Below are 17,718 nucleotides of genomic sequence, written 5' to 3'. Positions count from 1 at the left end.
GCTGACTGCGCCACGGCGCTGTTGCCGCGTTGGGGAAGGAAGCAGGGGATGTTGCGTTGGTTCAAGACGCAGGCGCCGATCCGAACGAAGTTCGTGGCGCTGCTGGTCGGCTATTCGATGCTGGGAAGCGTGCTCGCCGCAACGACGCTGCTCGCGACCTCCGGCGCGGCGAACGGGGTGATGCTCGACGGCGTCGCCCTCGCCGCGCTGGGCGCGATCGTCCTCGTCACTTTGGTCGCGCGCAAGCTCATCTGCGACCCCTATGTCCATACCGTCGAGCGGATGGAGCAGCTCGCGCAGGGCGACTTCGCCACGCCGATCCGCTATACTGACCATTCCGACTGCGTCGGTCGCATGACCAAGGCGATGGACGTGTTCCGCCGCAACGGGGTCGCGCTCGAGCGCTCGGCGGCGGCGCAGCAGGTGGTGGTGAATTCGCTCGGCACCGGGCTGGAACGGCTCGCGGCCAACGACCTGAGCTATCGCATCGAGACGCGGTTCGACTCCGATTATGACCGGCTGCGGCTCGACTATAATCGGGCGATGGACGCGATGTCCTCGGTGCTCGGTGCGGTGACCGCGGCGACCATGAACATCGACAATGGTGCCAACGACATCCGCAGCGCCTCCGACGAACTGTCGCAGCGCACCGAGCAGCAGGCCGCCAGCCTCGAAGAGACCGCCGCCGCGATGGAGCAGATCACCGCGACGGTGAAGGAGACCGCCGAGGGCGCCGACCGCGCGCATCGCGTGGTGTCGGGTGCGCGCGACGAGGCCGAACATTCCGGCCAGGTGGTGCGCCGCGCGGTCGAGGCGATGAGCGGCATCGAGCGCTCCTCGAACGAGATCAGCGAGATCATCAGCGTCATCGACGGGATCGCCTTTCAGACCAACCTGCTCGCGCTCAACGCGGGCGTGGAGGCGGCGCGCGCGGGCGATGCCGGCCGCGGCTTCGCGGTGGTGGCGAGCGAGGTGCGCGCACTCGCCCAGCGCTCCGCCGACGCCGCGCGCGACGTCAAGACCAAGATCAACGCCTCGACCGACCAGGTCGACGCGGGGGTCGGGCTGGTGAGCGAGACGGGCAAGGCGCTCGAGCGAATCATCGCGCGCATCGGCGAGATCAGCACGCTGGTCGCCAACATGGCCGATTCCGCCAAGCATCAGGCGACGGGCCTGCAGCAGATCAACACCGCCGTGTCCGAGATGGACGGGGTGACCCAGCAGAATGCGGCGATGGTCGAGGAAGCCACCGCGGCGGCGCGCAGCCTCGCCGACGAGGCCACCGAACTGGCCGCGCAGGTGTCGCGCTTCACGCTGAACGCCAGCGCCGCGCCCGCGAAGAAGTCCGCCTCACCCGTCCACGAACTTCAGTCGCGCGCCGCCGACCTCGGGCGCGAGATCGCGCGCACCGCGGCGCGCCCGCCCGCCCGCCGCGCGGTGACCTCGACCAGCGGCACCGCGCTGGCGGTGTCGCAGGAGGATTGGTCGGAGTTCTGAGCACGCGGAACGATCGTGCCGGCCCTCACCCGAGCGGGGTCGGCACCCTCGCTTGCGCCAGCTCTTCACGGTTCTTAACAATTCGGCCTAGGCCTTTATTTACCTTTCGTCCGTAGGGGGAAAGCCAATTTATCAGGGGATAGTTGGCCCATGTCCGTCGCCGTCTCGATCGCCGATAAGCTCACGCGTTTCGGCTTCTCCAGCGCGCATTACCGCCTCTTCCCGACGCTGCGGCGCGCGATCGACCGGCACGGCCCCACCGCGCTCGACCAGCTCTACCAACGGATCCGCGCCGAGCCTGCCGCCGCGGCGATGTTCGACTCCCCCGCGATGATGGATCACGCGCGCGCGAAGCAGCTCCAGCATTGGCAGGCGCTCTTCTCGGGCGAGCCCGACGACCGCTCGGCAGCGCGCTCCACCCAGATCGGCCAGGTTCACGCGCGGATCGGCCTGTCGCCGACCTGGTACATCAGCAGCTACGCGCGCGTGCTCGATCATCTGATCCCGCGCGTGCTCCGCGTCTCATTGTTCCGCCCGTTCGCGCGCCGACATGCCGCCGCCGCGCTGCTCGTCCGCACCGCGTTGCTCGACATGGACATGGCGCTGGCCGCCTATTTCGACGCCGAGCAGGCCGCGCGGCGCGACGTCACCGACCGGCTCGGCCGCGCGCTCGATCGGCTCGCGCGCGGAGACTTCGCCACCCCGCTCGAGCCGCTGCCGACCGATTATCAGGCGCTGGCGGCCAATTTCGAGGAGATGCGGCGGCGCGTCTGCGCGACGCTGGCGGAGGTCACCGGTGCGGCCGGTCGCATCTCGACCGGTTCGGGCGAGATCAACACGGCGTCGGACGACCTGTCGCGCCGCACCGAACAGCAGGCGGCGAGCCTGGAAGAAACCGCCGCGGCGATGGAGGAGATCACCGCCACCGTGCGCGAGACCGCACAGGGTGCGGCGCGTGCGCGCGCGGTGGTGGGCGAGACCCGCGCCGAGGCGGAGCAGTCCGGCGACGTGGTCCGCCGCGCGGTCGAGGCGATGGGCGGGATCGAGCGCTCGTCGGGCGAGATCAGCGAGATCATCAGCGTGATCGACGGGATCGCCTTTCAGACCAACCTGCTGGCGCTCAATGCCGGGGTCGAGGCGGCGCGTGCGGGCGACGCGGGCCGTGGCTTCGCGGTGGTGGCGAGCGAGGTGCGCGCGCTCGCGCAGCGCTCCGCCGACGCGGCGCGCGACGTGAAGAGCAAGATCACCGCCTCGACCGACCAGGTCGATGCCGGGGTCGGGCTGGTCAGCGAGACGGGCAAGGCGCTCGAGCGCATCATCGCGCGCATCGGCGAGATCAGCACGCTGGTGACGACGATCGCGGATTCGGCCGAGCATCAGGCGACGGGCTTGCAGCAGGTGAACACCGCGGTCGCCGAGATGGACGGGGTGACCCAGCAGAATGCGGCGATGGTCGAGCAGGCCACCGCCGCGGCGCGCAGCCTCGCCGAAGAGGCGGAAGCGCTGACGCAGCGTGTCGGCGCCTTCCGGCTGGCGCAGGCCGCGCCGGCTGCCCTGCCCGCACCGCTGCGCGACGCGGCGTGAGCGGAAGCCCGTGCTGACGGTCGGGCAGAAGTGATCGGCCGGCTTAAACGGCCTTGATGGCGACGGATCGCCGCTGACCCGGTGCGCCAATGTCGCGCGATCGCGCGGATGGTGGGCGCTGGCACCCCCAAGCGCAGGAGCCCGCTGGTGCCTCGCGCGCGGAAACAGTCGCCGGCGCAGCATCAGCGTGTCGCGCCGATGCGGCCATCGTTCGCGCTGGGCTGGGGAGAAGAGGGCGCGACCGCGCGCTATACTATCCGAGCGACTTTAGACGCGCCGACTACCCGCCGGGGTGACAGCCTCCGTTGTCCGATCACGACCTGCGCGCGGCGCGACAGAGCGCGACCGATTACCGCACGAGGCGGTACCGGCCCAACTTCCCACGCGTCTGAAGCCAGGCGCGTCGATGCCGAACCATGCTCCGCCGCTGCCAGCGCCGAAGCCCGCGCCTCTGGCGTCCCACGCAGGCGCACGCCGACGGCTCGCATGCGTTTGATCCTTCCGGCTGCCAGCAGCGTCCTTAGCGGGTGAGGCGCGACACGCGCGCAAGCCACGCCCCCGGCTCGGCTCGCTCGCCATGGCGCCGCGGCGCGGCGGCGCGCCCGGCCCGATCGCCGCGCTGCCGCCGAGCCCGCGCCGATCGTGCGTGAAGCCGTTGCCTGTCCCATGAGCGCGCCGCCCACCCGACGGGCGGCGAGCGCAGCAGCGCCGGAGAGCTGCTCAACCTGCGGGGCATTGCCGTTGCCGTGAGCCTCTCCACGGCGGTGCGGCGGCGCGGGCGGTCTTCGCGTGCGCCGCACGCGCCACCGGCTCTTTAGAACGAGGACCAGTCATCCTCTTTCGTCACCACCGCGCTCTTGCCGACCAGCCGGATCGGTCCGCGCGCTGGCCGGGCGCGCGGGGCCGGGCTCGCGCTACGCGTCGGCGCACGCGCGGCCGGCACCGGCGCCGCAGCCTGTTCGACGGTGAAGATCGCCACCGCGCCGGCCAGTTGCTCCGCCTCATGCGCGAGCATCTGCGCCGCCGCGGTCGATTCCTCGACCATCGCCGCATTCTGCTGCGTCACCGAGTCCATCTCGCCGATCGCGATATTGACGTGGCCGAGGCTCTGCGCCTGATCGTCCGCGGTGCGCGCGATCGTCTCCATGATCGTGCTCACGCTGACCACGCGCTCGATGATCCGGTCGAGCGCCTTGCCCGTGGCGTCGACCAGTTCGACCCCCGACTGGACGTGCTCGATCGCGGACAGGATCCGCGTCTTGACGTCCGACGCCGCCTCGGCCGAGCGCTGCGCCAGCGCGCGCACCTCACTCGCCACCACCGCGAAGCCCCGGCCCGCGTCGCCCGCACGCGCCGCCTCGACCCCGGCGTTGAGCGCCAGCAGGTTGGTCTGGAAGGCGATGCCGTCGATCACGCTGATGATGTCGGCGATCTCGCGGCTCGCCTGATCGATGCCGTTCATCGCGCGCACCGATTTCTGCACCACCGCCCCGCCCTGCTCGGCCTCGAGCCGCGCGTCGGCCATCGCGCTGTTCGCGCTGGCGGCATTGCTCGCGCCGGTGCGCACCGTCGCGGTGATCTCGTCCATCGCGGCCGCGGTCTCGCGCAGGCTCGCGGCCTGCTGCTCGCTGCGGTCGGACAGCGCGCGCGCCGAATGGCTGATCTCGTCGGCGTTGCGCTTGATCAGATGCACGCTGCCGCGGACGTTGCGCGTCAGGTCGGAGAGCTTGCCCACCGCGTCGTTGAAGTCGAGCGCGAGCTGCTCGAACGAGCGCGGTACGTCGGTGAGCCGCACCGTCAGATCGGCGTCGGCGAGCCGCCGCAGGCTCTCGCCGATCGCCGCCATCGCCAGCTCGCGTTCCTTGTCGGCGGTCAGCTTCGCCTGGGCGGCGTCGCGGAAGACGATCACCGCGCGCGCCATGTCACCCAGCTCGTCGCCCCGATCCGCCGTCACCGCGACGTCGAGGTTGCCGCGCGCCAGGTCGGCCATCCGCCGCGTCAGCGCGGTGATCGGCCGCGCGATGCTGCGGCTGAGCAGGCGCTGCAGCACCATCAGCACCGCTATCAGTACGATGCTGCCGATCACCAGCGCGGTCACCGCGCTGGCCAGCGCGCGCTCCTGCCGCTCGGCGTTGCGCTTCATCGCCTCGGTCTCGGTGTCGCGCACCGCGCGCAGCGGCAGGATCGCGGCGCTGGTCAGCACCTTCTTGCCCGCCTCGCGCACCATCTGCTCGGCCTCGGCGCGCCGCCCCGCGCTCACCATCGCGACCAGCGGGTCGCTCCAGGCGCGCCGCCACTTCACCGCCTCGGCGCGCGCAGTCTGGAACAGCCGACGCTCCTCCGCGTCCTCGAGCAGCGCGCCCAACTCGTCGGCCGCGGTGCGATATTCGGTGCGCGATTCATCATAGGATTTGAGGTAACTCTTGTCGCCGGTGACGAGATAGCCGCGCAGTTGGCTGTTCTCGCGCAGCAGCGACGTCTCGAGCGTCAGCGCCTTGGCATAGATCGCCTGGCTGTGATTGTTGCGCTCGGTGGCGTCGCGGATCATCCAGACGTTGACGAAGAACACGGTTAGCATGACCGCGACCGACCCGCTGATGAGCAGGAACGACAGGCCCAATTTGCGGGGGATGCTCATTCCGGCGATCATCATTCGCTTCCTTCGGCCTGTCGGCGGTGGTGGATCACAAAGAGCTCCTCACGCTATCATATCGCCGCGCCGCACCGCAGCAGCGGTGCGGCGCCGTTCCGCCGTCAGAAATCCAGTCGCAGTGTCGCCGAGACCGTCCGCCCGGTCAGCGGACGGCCGCGGACGAACGGCAGGGCCACACCGTTCGGCAGCACCGCATTGTCGACCCCCATCAACGCCAAGTTGTTGAACAAATTGTTAGCATTGATCGTCAGCCGTAATTTTTCGGTCGCGCGTAGCTGCACGAAACCATTGGTGGTGACGTAGCCGGGGATCGTCAGCGCATTCTCATCCTGCGCGAAGCTCCGGGTGGCGCCGAGGAAGGTCGCGCCGATCGCGACGCGATCCGTCACGATCTCGGGGGTAGCCTGGAAGATCCAGCGCGGCTGGTGACGCGGTCGATGCCCGGCGACGTCAGGCGAGCCCGACACCACGTCGACGATGTAATCGTGGACGATCTTGGCGTCGGTGTAGGTGGCGCCGCCGCTCAACCCCAGCACCCCGAAGCGCAGATTGCCCTCGAACTCCAGGCCGGAGGCACGATAGTCGCGCTGGAGCGGTCGCGCGCGGATCGGATCATAGTTGGAGTCGAAGGTCTTCGCCCAGAAGCCGGTGAGGTTCAGCGTCACGTCGCCCTGGCGGAACTTGAACCCGCCCTCGGCCTGGCGGACCGTGTTGATGCCCACGCTCGGGCTCGTCAGGCCGCCGGTCCGATCGTCGATCGCCGCGGTGAACAGCAGCCGGTCGGCTCCGGTGCGCGCGCCCTTGCTGTAGCGGGCGAAGAAGGCCAGCGGCTCGAACAGGCGGTAGGTCAGGCCGGTCGAGTAAGAGAGATAATGGTAATGATACCCCACGGGCGAGGGGTGAGCGACGTTGGTCTGCTCGGCGAGCGTCTCCGGGAAGCTGATCTTGCCGTCCTGGTTGACGTCGAACGGCCCGAAGCCCGCCGGCAGCTGCGGCCCACCGCTCCGCCAGCTCCGCCCGCGCACGCTGCCGTAATCGTAGCGGAGGCTGCCGCCGACCGAGAAGCGGCCGAGGTGATAGTTGAGCGAGCCGAACGGCGCGTTGATGGCATTGTCGGTCTGCACCGAGCGACGCAACCCGCCCAGCCGTGCGTAATTGCCGTACACGATCGTGCCATCGTCGGTGAGCGGATAACCGGTTGCCGTGGTGATGTTGATCAGCGCCGACTCGCCGTGACCGCGCACGTCGGCGAGCTGCGTCGCCCAGAGCGTGTCGCGATCGATCGTCTGGCGCGCGGCGTAGAAGCCAGCGGTCGTGGTCAGCTCGCCCGGTCCGGTGTCGAAGACGCGGGTGACGCGGAGCTCATTGGTGACGTCGTCATAATCGTGGATGGGCATGTGCAGCGACGCCATGGCACGGATCAGCCCGTTGCCGTTCAGTGGCGACGGGGCGTCGAAGGATATCGCCTGCCCGGCGCGCGCGCCGCCGACGAAGGTCAGCACCGCCCCCTCGCCGCCCAGATCCTTCTTCCCGCGGTCGAGATAGCCGTAGACGGTGTTGAACGGCGCGGTCAGCTCGCCCGAGATGCCGGCGTAGCGAAGCCGTTCGGTGACGGTCCACCCGGCGATGTCGAACTGCGCCTCGACCCCGACCGAATGCTCGACGATGCGCTGACCCTCGCCCAGATCCGCGACGATCGGCCGGTTGGTGCGATCCAGCACGCGGAAATCGCGCAGGCTGCTCGATCCGAGCGAGTCATGCAGGGCATCGAACCCCTTGACCCCCTCGAACCGCGGGCGCCGCTCGCTCCCGTGCAGGAGGAACGGCACCGCGTCGTAATAGGGCGTACGATCGTCGAGATATTTGCCGTACAGCCGGACGTAGCCGCCGGAGAACTCCTTGGTCACGTTGAGGCGTGCCTGCCCGCCCTTCTGCGCGTCATAACCGATCCGGCGCGGACCGTCGCCCTGACGGTAGAAGCCGCCCGCCTGGAAGCGCAGCGTGTCGGACAGATGCCCGCCATAGGTGAAGTCGGCGCGGTACGAATTATAATCGAGACCGGCGCCGAGCGCGACGGCACCACCGTCCTGCTCGCCCGTCTTGGTGCGGAAGTTGATGACGCCGCCGGGTGAGTTGGACGCGAAGGTGGAGGCCGAGCCGCCGCGGATCACCTCGACCTGCGACAGCATCAGATCGGTGCGGATCAGGCTGTCGCCGCTCGTGCCGATGATGTCCGAATATTCCATCACGGGCAGGCCGTCTTCCTGGAGCTGGATGAACTTCGCCCCGCTGGCGGAGATCGGCAGCCCGCGCACCGTGAGATTGTTGTTGCCCTCGCCCGAGGCGGATTCCGAGCGCAGGCCGGGCACGTTGCGCAGCAGATCGCCGACCGAGCGCGCACCCAGGCGCTCGATCTCGGCCTCGTGCAGCACGCTGGTCGAGGTGGCGCTGTCGAGCGGGTCGCGCTTCACCGCGACGCCGGTGCTGACCGATTCCGCGGCGCTGGTCCGGTCGTCACCAGGATCTGCCGCCGCCGCACCGGCGAGCAGCATGGCCGCGGACAGGGCCGTCGTGGCAAGCATATTCCTGATGATAGTCACTCGGGCCTCCGATCAATGAGCAGGAACGACAGTGATTTGCCGTTCACAGCATGAGCAAACCGGAACGCCGGATAATCGAAGCAACCACGAAGCGGTAAATTGCCTTACCCGCTTTGCCCGTTATCGCTCACCAATGCTGGTGAAACACTGATTTACCATAATCCAACCAATTGGTTTGATAATGGATACTGCGGATCGTGTCGGGTCGACGCGTCGTAGCGGCGGGACCTGCCGCGGCCGATCGACCGCGGCCGCCCCGCCGCACCGGCGGGACAAAGTCCTCAGAAATCCAGGCGCAGCGTCGCCGAGATCGTCCGCCCCGTGAGCGGGCGCGCGCCGATCAGCGGCGTACCTTCCACGCCCTGGCTGTCCTTCCCCGGCTCGGACGGTGTATCGAGCCCGCTCAGCGCGACCGTGTCGAAGAGGTTGTTCGCGTTCACGATCATCCGCAGATGCTCGGTCGGACGGAACTCGACGAACGCGTTGGTGGTCACCGCCGCCGGGATCACCAGCTTGTTCTCGTCCTGCGCGAAGCTCTTGGTGGCGCCGACGAAGGTCGCGCCGAAGGCGACGTGGGTCAGGTCGATCTCGGGCGCGGCCTGGAAGATCAGCCGGGGCTGCGCACGCGGCGCATGGCCGTCGAAGCCGGGCTGGAGATAGTCCCGCTTGATCGTCGCGTCGGTATAGGTAGCGCCGCCGCGCAGCGCGGCGATGCCGAGACGCACCAGCCCCTCGAACTCGATCCCCTTGGCCGAATAGTCGCGGCGGATCGGGCGGTCGCGGATCGGATCGTAATTGTCGTCGGACGTCGCCGCCCAGAAGCCGGTGACGTTGAGCGACACCGACTCGGCCCGGTATTTCGCGCCGGCCTCCGCCTGGCGCACCGCGTTGACCGCGGCCCTGCGGTCGCGAAGGCCGCCGTCCGCTGCCAGCTCGCGGTGGAACAGCAGGCGGTCGGCGGGGGTGCGCGCCCCGCGGCTGTAGCGCGCGAACAGCGCGAGCGGTTCGGCGACGCGATAGGTCACCCCGGTCGAATAGGACAGGTAATGATAATGATAGTCGACCGGTCGCGAGGCCTGCAGGTCGGTCGTCCCCACCCGCGTCTCGGGCGAGGAGAGGGAGCCGTCGCGGTCGACGTCCACCGTCGCCTGCGGCACCCAGCCCGCGCCGTCGACCCCCCAGGTCCGGCCGCGCGCGCTGCCGTCGTCGTAGCGGAGGCTGCCGCCGACCGACACCCTGCCGAGATGATAGTTGAGCGACGCGAACGGCGCGTTGACGGCATTGTCGATCTGGACCGAGCGGCGCAGCCCCGGATCGAAGCCGTTGGTGTACGAGAGCACGCCCCCTTCGGTCACCGGCGTCCCGTTCGCCGCGACCACGTCCAGCGGGACGGTCCGGCCGTGCCCGTTGAGATCGGTGATGATCGTCACCCAGAACGTGTCGCGGTCGATCGTCTGACGCGCGGCATAGACGCCGCCGGTCACCGTCAGCTCGCCGCCGCCGAGCCCGAACACCCGGCTGACGCGCAGCTCGTTGGTGACATCGTCATAGCTGTGGATCGGCAGGTGGAGCATGACGACCGCCGCGCTCAGACCGTTGCCGTTGACGGGCTGGCTTCGGCTCGACAGCACCGTCTGGCCGGCGCGCGGCCCGGCCGCATAGACGCCCCTGCCCCCGAGCGAGCCGGCGAAGATGCCGGTGATCTGGTCGACGCCGTCGTTGACCTCGCTGTACGCGCTGTCGAACGGCACGGTGAGCGAGCCCGACAGGCCGGAATAGCGCAGCCGCTCCTGCACGGTCCAACCCGCCACGTCGAACTGCGCCTCGACCCCGATCGTGCGCTGGCGAAGATGCTGGCCGTCGGCGAGATCGGCCGCGATGATCGCGTTGCGCCGGTCCAGCAGCCGCACGTCGCGCAGGTAGCGCGACGCCAGCGCGTCGTGGAGCACGTCGAACCCCCTGATCTGGCCGAGCCGGGGTCGCGCGTCGGTGCCGCCATAGAAGAACGGCACGACATCGTAGAAGGGCGTGCGGTCGTTCAGATATTTGCCGTACAGCCGCACATAGCCGCCGCTCAGCTCGCGCGTCAGGTTGAAGCGGACTTGGCCGCCCTTCTGCGCGTCATAGGCGGTGCGCCGCGGCCCCTGCCCCTGGCGGAAGAAGCCGCCCGCCTGGAACCGCAGCCCCGCGCCGATCGGCCCGCCATAGGTGACATCGGCGCGCGTCGAGTGATAGTCGAGCCCGCTGCTGAGCGCGACCGCACCACCCTGCACCTCGCCCGTCTTCGAGATGAAGTTGATCACGCCGCCCGGTGAGTTCGACGCGAAGGTGGACGCCGACCCGCCGCGGATCACCTCCACCTGGGAAAGCGTGAGGTCGGTGCGCACCAGATCAGCACCCCCGACGCCGAAGATGTCGCTGAACTCGAGGACGGGCAGACCGTCTTCCTGCACCTGGATGAACTTGGCGCCGCTGGAGGCAGCGGGCAGGCCGCGCACGGTCAACGTGCCATTGCCTTCGCCGCTCGACGCGTCGGCGCGGAGCCCCGGCACGATGCGGAGCAGATCGTCGATCGAGCGCGCGCCGAAGCGCTCGATCTCGGTCACGTGGAGCACGCTGGTCGAGGTAGCGCTGTCCAGCGGGTCGCGCTTCACCGCGACGCCGGTGCTGACCGATTCCGCGCCGCCCGTCGGCGTGCCGGCGGGATCGGCCGTCGCCGCCGCGGCGAGCAGAACGGTCGCGGACAAAGCGGAGCTTGTAAGTAAAATCCTGAAGACGTTCACGCAAATCCTCCGAAACTTCGGGCGCGAACGAACAAGATCCTCACGCCCTCATGGCGTAATTCTAGTCGGAGGATGTCACGCCGCGGGCGCGCTTCACTGGCTTTCGCGGCGCATTGTTGCGCAATTGTCACGGTGATGATGGCAACATCATCAATTGCTACGATTTAAATATTCAGCTCCGCACGCCTTCCACTTGCGTCGCGAGCGCCTATTGCGAGCCGGTGATCACGCGGTATCGTCGCGCCAGCGGATCCAGGTGCCATAGGGGTGACAGGTCGCCAGCACGCGCGTGTCGCCCCCCGGGTAACAGGTCAGCCGCAGCTGCACCTCCGCGCGATCCTCGGTCCATTCGAAGCCGATCCGCACCAGCGGGCGCTCAACCGTCGCGCGCGCCCCCGCCGCGGCGACGAGCGCGTCGAGACGCGCGCGCCCGGCAGCACCGAGATATTGCGCCACCATCGAATGCACCACCGCGCGGCAACGCCCCGCCGGCGCGGGCGCGCGCAGATGCGCTTCCACCCAGTCGAGCGCGTCGCCGCGCGCGACCCGCGGCGGATGGCGCAGCGCGAGGTCGATCGCGCGCTCGAGCCGCAGCGCCCGCGCGGGCTGGTCGGCGAAGACGAAGGCCATCAGACGGTCGCGCGTCGCGGGGTCGGCGACGTCGAGCGGCGCGAGATCGACCCCGCACGCCGCCGCCAGCGCGATCGGGGCCGCCGGCGGCGGCGCGCCTTCCCAGTCCGGCGCGACCTGGACCGGGGAGTCCGCCACGCCCGCCGTCAGCGCGCCCAGCCGGTAGCCGTAGCGATCCAGGTTGAGGTTGAGCCCAGCGCTCGATCCGATCTCATGGAGTTCGACGGGCAGATCGAAGCGCGTCCGCGCCACCATCAGCGCGGCGACGATGGCGGCGGCGCGCCCCACCTCGTTGGTCTGCGGGGTCTGCCGCACCCATTCGGCGATCTCGGCGTCGTGCTGCGCGAGCGCCTCGCCGATCGCGCCGTCGACGTCGTCATGCTCGCCGCGGTACAGCGCGCCCAGACGCGGCGGCGTGTCGCGCCGCGCCAGCGCGTGCAGCGCCGCGTTGAAGCGCATCGCCACCGCCGCGGCGGCGCGATCGCCCGGCCAGCGCGCGAGCAGCGCGGCGGTGTGGGGTGCGCGATGCAGCTGCCGCGCGCTCGCCGCGAGCACCGCGCCGACCAGCGGCGACCCGAGCGCGCGCGCCTGATCCGCCTGCCACAGCAGGTCCGCGACGCCGGCGTCGGACGCAAGATGTTGATCAGTCACTCGTAAGTCTATCCGCTCGAGCGTCGGCGATACGCACCGCCGAGCGCAGTGATGTAAAGTGCTTTCCATCCGATTAACCGGTGAGGTCGAGCCCCTCTCCTGCGACCGCGTTGCCATCTCATCGGGGCCGACGCAATCTTTCTCGAACGGTCCGTGATTAACGCCATTTTAGGACGGGTCTGTCCAAGAGAAACGCTGCGCGGCGAGCTGCGCCGGAACGGACTCCGGTGTGCGCAGCGCCTATATGAGGGGGTGGACGAGATGTGGCGGGGAGACGCGAGCGGATCGCGTGATCGTCGTCGCTTCGTCCGACCGAACGATCAGGATCTGCGATGCCGTACGTGCTTCCTTCCCGTCTCGACACCAGCGCGGCGCCGCCGCTGCGACTCGCGTTGAAGAAGCTGGTGGAGCAGGCGCAGGCGATCGTGATCGACGCGTCCGCGGTCGATCAGGTCGGCCAGGCGTGCCTCCAGGTACTGGTGGCGGCGCGCGGTGCGGCGATCGCGGAGGGTCTGTCCTTCACGCTCGTCGCGGCGCGCGGCCCGCTCGCCGACACCGCCGCGCTCGCCGCACTCGACCTCAGCGACGCCGCCTGAGCGCGCGCGGCCCCGGTTCACAGGAGCAGAAGCCTTGGATCTCGACGCTATCCAGCAGATCTTCTTCCAGGAGTGCGAGGAAGGACTGGCCGGGATGGAGGGCGCCTTCGCGGCGCTCCGGTCCGACCAATATGACGCCGAGACGATCAACGGCATCTTCCGCGCGGTTCACTCGATCAAGGGTGGCGCGGGCGCGTTCGGTCATGAGCGGCTCCAGGCCTATACTCACCAATATGAGACGCTGCTCGACCTGCTGCGCAGCGGCGCGCTGACGCTCACCCCGGCGCTGACGAACCTGATCGTCGCCGCCTTCGACATGCTCGCCGACCATGTCGCGGCGGCGCGCGATTCGGGCGAGGCGCCCGACGACGCGGTGATGCTCGCGCGGTTGATCGCCGCCGCCAACGGCGACGACGAGGCGCCCGCCGCCGCTCCCGCGGCCCCCGCGGCCGAGGCGGCGAGCGCCGGCGACGAGATCGCCTTCGCGGTCGCGCCGGTCGACCTCGCCAACGACTTCGACGACCTGATGGCGCTGCTCGACGACGTCACGCCCGCCGCCGCGCCGGCCGCGCCGGCCGAGGCGGATCTCGCGGTCGCGGCGGACGAGCCGGTGGCCGACGCCCCGCGCGACTGGCTGGTTCACTTCCGTCCGACGCCCAACGCGCTCGACAATGGCGGCGAGCCGCTGCTGCTGCTGCGCGAGCTGGCGCGCATGGGCGGCCGGGTGGTGGCGTGCGACACGTCGAGCCTTCCTCCCCTCGCCTCGATCGATCCCGAGGTCGCCTATCTCGCCTGGGAGATCGCGGTGCCGGCGAGCGTCGACGAGGACGACATCCGCTCGGTGTTCGAGTTCACCGACGGTTGCGCGGTGTCGCTGTCGCGCGGCGCGGCGCCGTCGCTCGCCTCGCCGCCGGCCCCCGCGCCCGAGCGCGTCGCCGCTCCGGTTCCGGTCGCCGCACCGACGCCGGTCGCTGCCGCACCCGCCGCGGCCAAGGCACCCGCCAAGGCGCCCGCGCCCGCCCCGATCGCCGCCGCCGCCAAGCCAGTGCCCGCGCCGCCCGCCGCCGTGGGTCAGACGATCCGCGTGGACCTCGACAAGCTCGATCGTCTGGTCAATCTGGTCGGCGAGCTGGTGATCACCCAGGCGATGCTGGCGCAACGGCTGAGCGAGAACAACATGGCGGGCATCTCGGAACTGACCGACCTCGACCATCTGACGCGCGAGCTGCAGGAGTCGACCATGGCGATCCGCGCGCAGCCGATGAAGACGGTGTTCAGCCGCGTGCCCCGCATCATCCGCGAGCTGGAAGGGGAGACCGGCAAGCGCGTCCGCCTCGACATCGAGGGCGAGATGACCGAGGTCGACAAGACCGTGGTCGAGCGCATCGGCGAGCCGCTCACCCATCTGATCCGCAACGCGGTCGATCATGGGCTGGAGACGCCCGAGGAGCGGCTCGCCGCGGGCAAGCCCGCCGAGGGCGTGGTCACGCTGTCCGCGGCGCATCATTCCGGGCGGATCGTCATCACCGTCAGCGACGACGGGCGCGGCATCGATCGCGCGCGCGTCCGCGCCAAGGCGGTGGAGCGCGGCATCATCCTGCCCGACGCGGTGCTGAGCGACGAGGAGATCGACAACCTCATCTTCGCGCCCGGTTTCTCGACCGCGGCGACGGTGTCGAACATCTCGGGCCGCGGCGTCGGCATGGACGTGGTCCGCAAGAACGTCCAGGCGCTGGGCGGCCGCATCGGCATCCAGTCGAAGTTCGGTTCGGGGTCGAGCTTCTCGCTCAGCCTGCCGCTGACGCTCGCGGTGGTGGACGGCATGATCGTCACCGTCGGCGACCAGACCTTCGTGATCCCGCTCAGCCATATCGTCGAGAGCCTGCGCCCGACCGACGGCGCGGTCACCGCGATCGGCGTCGACGGCGCGGTGCTCGATGTACGCGGTGCCTATGTGCCGATCTATCCGGTGGCCGAGCAGCTCGGTCTGGGCGGCGGCGAGCGTGACCCCGCCAATGCGGTGCTGATCGTGGTCGAGGCCGATCACGGCCAGGCCGCGCTGCTGGTCGACTCGATCCAGGACCAGCGCCAGGTCGTGGTGAAGAGCCTGGAGGCCAATTATCAGGCGATCGACGGCCTCGCCGGGGCGACGATCCTGGGCGACGGGCGCGTCGCGCTCATCATCGACGTCGACGCGCTCACCGCGCATCGCGTGCGCGCGGCGCGACCGCCCGCGCTGGCGCATGCGGCATGACCGCGGCAGCGGTCCTCCCGCCCGAGTCGGCACTGAAGCGCGAGTTCCACTTCGTGCCCGCCGACCATCAGGCGATCGCGCGCCTCGTCTATGACGAGCTCGGCATCCTGCTGCCCGAGGGCAAGGCGCAGCTGGTCTATGGCCGCGTCGCCCCGCGGGTGCGCGCCTGCGGGCTGGACAGCGTCGGCGCCTATGTCCGGCTGATCGAACAGGACGAGGACGAGCGCCTCCGCATGTTCGACGCGATCACCACCAATCACACCGCCTTCTTCCGCGAGAGCCACCATTTCGACGATTTCGTCGAGCGCATGTGGCCGCGGCTGTCGCAGCGGTTGCAGAGCGGCGGGCGCGTCCGGCTGTGGTCGGCCGCCTGCTCCAGCGGCGAGGAACCCTATAGCTGGCTGATGGCGGCGCTGGGTCCCGACCGCACGGCGGCGCAGCGGCTGCTCCGCGCGGACCTCAAATTGCTCGCGACCGATGTCTCGCCGAGCGTGCTGGCGACCGCGCGCGCGGGGATCTACCCCGCGGCGACGCTGCGCACGGTGCCCCCGGCGCTGCGCAACGCCTGGCTGAGCGGGCCGAGCGAGCGCCAGACGGTCGATCCGCTGCTGCGCGACGCGATCGCCTTTCGCCCGCTCAACCTGCTCGGTGCCTGGCCGATGCGCGGTCGCTTCGACGCGATCTGCTGTCGCAACGTGATGATCTATTTCGACGAACCCACCAAGGCACGGCTGCAGTCGCGGCTCGCCGACCATCTGGAGACGGGCGGAATGCTCTATATCGGTCATTCGGAGCGGCTCGCCGACGATGTCGCGCACCGGTTCGAGAGCGTTGGGCGCACCGCTTATCTGAAGGTGGCGGCATGACCGTCCGCACCTTGGTGGTCGACGACTCGCTGACCATGCAGGCGCTGATCCGGCGCACGCTGTCGGCCGACCCAGCGATCGAGGTGGTCGGCACCGCCGCGAGCGCCGAGGAGGCGCGCACCAAGATCAAGGAGCTCGATCCCGACGTCGTCACGCTCGACATCGAGATGCCGGGGATGAACGGGCTCGATTTCCTCGAGCGGCTGATGCGGCTGCGCCCCACCCCGGTGGTGATGCTGTCGACGCTGACGTCCGAGGGGGCGGAGGCGAGCATCGCCGCGCTCGAGCTGGGCGCGTTCGAATGTTTCGACAAGCTCGCGCTGCGCCGCGAGGGCGAGGCGATCCGCCTCCCCGCTCTGGTGCGCGCGGCATCGGGCACGCGCCGCCGCCTGGCGCCGGCGGTCCCCGCGCCCGTGCGGAGCGAGCATGTCGAGGCGGACTATCGCCCGCGCGACCAGGCGATGATCGCGGTGGGCGCGTCGACCGGCGGCGTCGAGGCGCTGATCGAATTGCTCTCCGGTTTCCCGGCGCATTGCCCGCCGACCGTGATCGTGCAGCACATGCCGGCGAGCTTCACCGCCAGCTTCGCCGCGCGGCTCGACCGATTGTGCAAGCCGAGCGTCGAGGAAGCGCGCGCGGGCGCGCCGCTGGTGCCGGGGAAGGTCTATCTCGCCCCCGGCGGCGACCGCCACCTGGAGATCGCCGGGAGCAACGGCAAGCGTCATTGCCGGCTGATCCAGGGGCCCAAGGTCAGCGGGCACCAGCCCTCGGTCGACACATTGTTCCGATCGGTGGCGCGCTGCGCCGGGGCCGACGCGGTCGCGGCGCTGCTGACCGGCATGGGCGCGGACGGCGCCGAGGGCATGCTGGCGCTGCGCGACACCGGCGCGGTGACGATCGGCCAGGACGAGGCGACCAGCGTGGTCTACGGCATGCCCGCGGTCGCGCAGCGCATCGGCGCGGTGGTCCAGCAACTGCCGCTGCGTCGCATCGCCGCCCGCCTGTTACAGGAATGTCGCGCATGAACAGCCTGACCTTTCGCGACGGGTTCCGCCGCGTGACGGTGGCGCAGGGCGAGACGCGCGTCAGCGACCAGGAGGACGTGGTGCTGACCACCGTTCTGGGTAGCTGCGTCGCCGCCTGCTTCTACGATCCGCTCGCACGGGTGGGAGGTATTAACCATTACCTGCTAGCCGAGGGCAATGTGTCCGATCCCGCCTCGATGCAGCGCTACGGTGTCTACGCCATGGAAGTGCTGATCAACGCCATGCTCTCGATGGGCGCGGTGCGGTCGCGGATGAAGGCGCGCATCTTCGGCGGCGCGACGATGCGCTCGGGCTTTCGCGACATCGGCGGCGACAATATCGCCTTCGCGCGCCGCTTCCTGCGCGACGAGAAGATCCCGCTGGTGGGTGAGGACGTCGGCGGCAATGGCGCGCGCCGCGTCGAATTTCGTGCCGCGCTCGGACTGGCGCGGTGCCGTGTCGTGACCGAGGGCGCGCCGCCCGCGGTGACCCGCCCGATGCCGACCCAGGTCCCCGCCCTCGCCGGCGACGTCGGCAATGTCGAATTCTTCTGATGACCCCCGATTCTCCCAGGAGCCG

At 69.9% G+C, this 17,718-nt stretch carries 10 protein-coding genes and 1 pseudogene; 7 read left to right on the top strand and 4 right to left on the bottom strand.

What is annotated here, in order from left to right; all coding sequences use genetic code 11:
• Positions 1-48: 48 nt before the first annotated feature.
• Complete coding sequence (locus EV292_RS02575; protein WP_132907604.1) at positions 49-1,497, top strand: methyl-accepting chemotaxis protein; 1,449 nt, start codon at positions 49-51, stop codon at positions 1,495-1,497.
• Positions 1,498-1,647: 150 nt separating this feature from the next.
• Complete coding sequence (locus EV292_RS02570; protein ID WP_132907603.1) at positions 1,648-3,081, top strand: globin-coupled sensor protein; 1,434 nt, start codon at positions 1,648-1,650, stop codon at positions 3,079-3,081.
• Positions 3,082-3,895: 814 nt separating this feature from the next.
• Here EV292_RS02570 and EV292_RS02565 read toward each other — a convergent pair.
• From EV292_RS02565 to EV292_RS02550, 4 genes are all read right to left on the bottom strand, one after another.
• A complete protein-coding gene (locus EV292_RS02565; protein ID WP_132907602.1) occupies positions 3,896-5,719 on the bottom strand; it encodes a methyl-accepting chemotaxis protein in 1,824 nt (607 codons plus the stop codon).
• Positions 5,720-5,835: 116 nt separating this feature from the next.
• Positions 5,836-8,316 carry a TonB-dependent receptor gene (locus EV292_RS02560; protein WP_243693566.1) on the bottom strand — a complete coding sequence of 827 codons (2,481 nt, stop codon included), beginning with the start codon at positions 8,314-8,316 and terminating at the stop codon, positions 5,836-5,838.
• A 299-nt stretch (positions 8,317-8,615) separates the two neighbouring features.
• Positions 8,616-11,081 (bottom strand): TonB-dependent receptor, encoded by a 2,466-nt coding sequence (locus EV292_RS02555; protein ID WP_132907601.1) that lies wholly within the window; start codon positions 11,079-11,081, stop codon positions 8,616-8,618.
• 261 nt (positions 11,082-11,342) lie between these two features.
• A complete protein-coding gene (locus EV292_RS02550; RefSeq protein ID WP_243693565.1) occupies positions 11,343-12,398 on the bottom strand; it encodes a DUF2332 family protein in 1,056 nt (351 codons plus the stop codon).
• A 326-nt stretch (positions 12,399-12,724) separates the two neighbouring features.
• Here EV292_RS02550 and EV292_RS02545 point away from each other — a divergent pair.
• The 5 genes and pseudogenes from EV292_RS02545 to EV292_RS02525 form a co-directional block, all read left to right on the top strand.
• Positions 12,725-12,994 (top strand): annotated as a pseudogene (locus tag EV292_RS02545) (STAS domain-containing protein); the annotation flags it as partial.
• A 34-nt stretch (positions 12,995-13,028) separates the two neighbouring features.
• Positions 13,029-15,248: a chemotaxis protein CheA gene (locus tag EV292_RS02540; protein WP_132907598.1), complete on the top strand. Its 2,220-nt coding sequence runs from the start codon at positions 13,029-13,031 to the stop codon at positions 15,246-15,248.
• Positions 15,245-16,114, top strand: coding sequence for a CheR family methyltransferase (locus EV292_RS02535; RefSeq protein ID WP_132907597.1), 870 nt, complete (start codon positions 15,245-15,247; stop codon positions 16,112-16,114). Before EV292_RS02540 ends, EV292_RS02535 begins: the two co-directional genes overlap by 4 nt.
• Positions 16,111-17,139 (top strand): chemotaxis response regulator protein-glutamate methylesterase, encoded by a 1,029-nt coding sequence (locus EV292_RS02530; RefSeq protein WP_132907596.1) that lies wholly within the window; start codon positions 16,111-16,113, stop codon positions 17,137-17,139. Before EV292_RS02535 ends, EV292_RS02530 begins: the two co-directional genes overlap by 4 nt.
• A complete protein-coding gene (locus tag EV292_RS02525) occupies positions 17,136-17,693 on the top strand; it encodes a chemotaxis protein CheD (RefSeq protein WP_132907595.1) in 558 nt (185 codons plus the stop codon). Before EV292_RS02530 ends, EV292_RS02525 begins: the two co-directional genes overlap by 4 nt.
• Positions 17,694-17,718 lie beyond the last annotated feature (25 nt).

This window comes from Sphingomonas sp. BK235 (assembly GCF_004345855.1).
Taxonomy (GTDB): Bacteria; Pseudomonadota; Alphaproteobacteria; order Sphingomonadales; family Sphingomonadaceae; genus Sphingomonas.
This window is presented reverse-complemented; position numbering and strand designations above follow the sequence as displayed.

Excerpts from the sequence above, each read along its gene's own strand:
- EV292_RS02575 (WP_132907604.1), top strand. The coding sequence starts at position 49 with ATGTTGCGTTGGTTCAAGACGCAGGCGCCGATCCGAACGAAGTTCGTG.
- EV292_RS02570 (WP_132907603.1), top strand. The coding sequence starts at position 1,648 with ATGTCCGTCGCCGTCTCGATCGCCGATAAGCTCACGCGTTTCGGCTTC.
- EV292_RS02565 (WP_132907602.1), bottom strand. The coding sequence starts at position 5,719 with ATGAGCATCCCCCGCAAATTGGGCCTGTCGTTCCTGCTCATCAGCGGG.
- EV292_RS02560 (WP_243693566.1), bottom strand. The coding sequence starts at position 8,316 with ATGCTTGCCACGACGGCCCTGTCCGCGGCCATGCTGCTCGCCGGTGCG.
- EV292_RS02535 (WP_132907597.1), top strand. The coding sequence starts at position 15,245 with ATGACCGCGGCAGCGGTCCTCCCGCCCGAGTCGGCACTGAAGCGCGAG.
- EV292_RS02530 (WP_132907596.1), top strand. The coding sequence starts at position 16,111 with ATGACCGTCCGCACCTTGGTGGTCGACGACTCGCTGACCATGCAGGCG.
- EV292_RS02525 (WP_132907595.1), top strand. The coding sequence starts at position 17,136 with ATGAACAGCCTGACCTTTCGCGACGGGTTCCGCCGCGTGACGGTGGCG.